At 57.2% G+C, this 2995-nt stretch carries 2 protein-coding genes and 1 pseudogene; 2 read left to right on the forward strand and 1 reads right to left on the reverse strand.

The window, feature by feature from the left end; genetic code table 11:
* Positions 1-1005 precede the first annotated feature (1005 nt).
* Positions 1006-2193, forward strand: coding sequence for an IS256 family transposase (locus tag IC50_RS37900; protein ID WP_174719465.1), 1188 nt, complete (start codon positions 1006-1008; stop codon positions 2191-2193).
* A gap of 31 nt (positions 2194-2224) precedes the next feature.
* Positions 2225-2574: pseudogene (locus tag IC50_RS37905) on the forward strand (SOS response-associated peptidase family protein); the annotation flags it as partial.
* 81 nt (positions 2575-2655) lie between these two features.
* On the opposite strand, the gene IC50_RS37910 reads toward IC50_RS37905, so the two are convergent.
* Positions 2656-2880: a hypothetical protein gene (locus IC50_RS37910; RefSeq protein ID WP_018647460.1), complete on the reverse strand. Its 225-nt coding sequence runs from the start codon at positions 2878-2880 to the stop codon at positions 2656-2658.
* Positions 2881-2995: the final 115 nt, after the last annotated feature.

Below are 2995 nucleotides of genomic sequence, written 5' to 3' on the forward strand. Positions count from 1 at the left end.
GTGGCGCTATTTAGGTACAGACCCTAGCCAACCAAGTTTTGCCTGAAACGTGTCTGTCAATTGCAAGATCTTCGCCGCAACGCAGGTTGCTAGGTGGAGATCGGCCTTCACAGCGATGGAAAGTTTGAGAAACGCTATGCAGTCTACCTGAGATCTGTGCCCTCGGAATCCAGAAAGAAATAGCCAGGCTCGTTGTAATTCAAAAGCCGGCCCATAAACTCCGAGATCTTATTTCTCGCCCGAAGTCCAACGATAGGGAGATCGGATTTCACAGCAGGAGCCTGGAATTGACCGACCTGTCGTTCTACGACCAATTCGAGACTGCGCACCGGTGCAATGGCAATGTACGGTGCCTTGCATCCGCCCGCTGGCCCGCGAGGTACTAGGTCGCAACTTTGCGTTAGCACGATGAAGAATAAGTTCTTCGGATGGTGGAAAAAATGAGGATGAACTGCCTCCAGTAGAGCATCCAGCTCTAGCGTCCTTCGCAGAACGTCCCCTTGCATCAACTCCGTGCTCGAGAACGCCGTTGTCTCATATGCAAAGTGCATGGGCCAAGCATGAGCGCGGATCAGGATGCAGTTTTGGATGCGAACGTATCCGAAGGTGAGACTCGCCCCTCCAGTTCATCATTCAGCCGGCGGATCGCTTGTCGCGTCGACACATTGGCCGGCTCGATTGAGACGGTAATTTTTGTGAAGGCCCCAGACTTGCTAATCTGCGTTCGGTAACTACTGCGGCACTCGGTTCGGCATGAAACGATGTTGCATCTCTGCCCTTGGTGTTAACGACTGCGTCGACAGCACGCCATTCCTGTCTGGTCACCGATGTCGATGAAATTCTGATGTTTTTCGAACTCATTGCATTGCCCCGTAAATGTTTGTCAAAAGATTGCACGCCATCTCAAAACTGCTTTGCATTCGGTAACGTACAGAGTCTTTCGCACTTTCAGGATTGACGGCTTCCTCTAGAATGAAGGAGCTTTGAATGAACGATGGGAATGCCATGGGTCAGGTGATCCAAATTGATGAGGCCCGGATTCGAGATCACCTGGGCGAGATGGTCCGCGGGACGGTGGAAGAGACACTGAACGCCATGCTGGAGGCCGAAGCGGACCAGCTGTGCGGTGCTGGGCGTTATGAGCGCAGCCCGGCCCGGCAGGACACGCGGGCAGGCAGCTACGAGCGAACGCTGCAGACCAAGGCGGGCGACGTCAATCTGAAGGTTCCGAAGCTACGTCGGCAAACCTTCGAGACGGCGATTATCGAGCGCTACTGGAGGCGGGAGAGCTCGGTCGAGGAGGCGCTGATCGAGATGTATCTGGCCGGGATTTCGGTTCGGCGGGTCGAAGACATCACGGAGGCGCTGTGGGGCACCCGGGTCAGCCCGAGCACAGTGTCGAACCTGAACAAGAAGATCTATACCAAGATCGAGGCGCGGCGGAATCGCAGGATCGAAGGCGAGCATCCGTATCTCTACCTCGACGGCATCGTGATGAAGCGCAGCTGGGCTGGTGAGGTTCGCAACGTGTCGCTGCTAGTGGCCTCGGCGGTCAATGCTGAGGGGTTCCGGGAGATCCTCGGCATCTGTGAGGGCGCCAAGGAGGACAAATCCGGCTGGTCCTCGTTTCTGCGGCATCTCGTCGATCGCGGTCTCAGGGGCGTGCAGTTGGTGGTTTCCGATGCGTGCCGAGGTCTTGTCGAAAGCGTTGCGGATTATCTGCCGGAGGCCCGCTATCAACGCTGCATGGTGCATTTTTATCGCAATGTCTTCAGCCACGTGCCGTCGACCCGGGTCCACGAGGTGAGCCACATGCTCAAGGCCATTCATGCCCAGGAGAGCCGCGCCGCGGCCGACGAGAAAGCCAGGACCGTCATCGCGGATCTGCGGGCAAGCCGTATGGCCAAAGCTGCTGATCTCGTCGAGCAGGCGGTTCACGAGACGCTCGCCTACTATGCCTTTCCTGACATCCATTGGCGGAAGATTCGAACGAACAATCCGCTCGAGCGCATCATGAAGGAGATCCGGCGACGAACCCGTGTCGTCGGCGCCTTCCCCGACGGTCAATCCTGTCTCAATTTGGCGGCGGCCCGGCTGCGGCACATTGCCGGAACGGCGTGGTCGACCAAATGCTACATGAACATGCGACCGCTCTATCAGCCACAACTCTCTGAAACCGGAGCCGTCGCCTGATCAAAAGTGCGAAAGATTCTGGACAGTACCGCCAAATCCCGAGACGAAGAAGAAAGATGTGGTTTGGTTCGCGCTCGAGGAGAGCCGGCCGCTGTTCTGCTTCGGCGGCATCTGGACCGAGTTCAGAGGCGACCGCGGCACCAAGTCGAAGCCGATCCCCGGCCCCACCTTGTCTACGGCTTCCTGACGACGTCACCCAATGCGGTCGTCGAGCCGATCCATCCGAAAGCAATGCCCGTGATCCTGACCACCGAGGAGGAGCGCGACATCTGGATGCACACTCCCTGGGATGAGGCAAAGGCGCTGCAGCGCCCGCTGCCCAACGACGCCCTGAGGATCGTCATGCGCGGCGCAGACAAGGAAGACAAGATCGCTGCGTAGGCTGCATTTGCACGGGCACCAGTTGAATGTACTTTTTGCCGGAGCGCTCGCGGGAATGCGACTGAGACGCTGACGTCCCGTCTAGGTCGCATGTGTGTCTGCTCGGGTACGCGGCCCAGAGCGTCCGCGATCTGAATGCGGCTCTTCTCTCCCCGAATCCTGAAACGCCTTCAAGATGGAGTTCATGTCGTATTGGCGGACGACCTGGATGCAATTCATCAGGTCGAGTTCAAGCTCGCCGTAATTCAGCAGGGTGCGGCCGATTATCGCCATCTCTTTCGGGAAGATATTGTGAATGGGAAACATGTGGTCTGCCTGAGTTAGCTCTTTCAATTACCCACATCTCATACCTAGCTAATTACCCTGAAGCTGGAAGGCCAGAGGGGGCGAAAGCAGAGCCGGCTCCACAAATTTGGACAGG

Origin of the sequence: Bradyrhizobium genomosp. I (2014) (assembly GCF_000261685.1) — a bacterium.
Classification (GTDB): domain Bacteria; phylum Pseudomonadota; class Alphaproteobacteria; order Rhizobiales; family Xanthobacteraceae; genus Bradyrhizobium.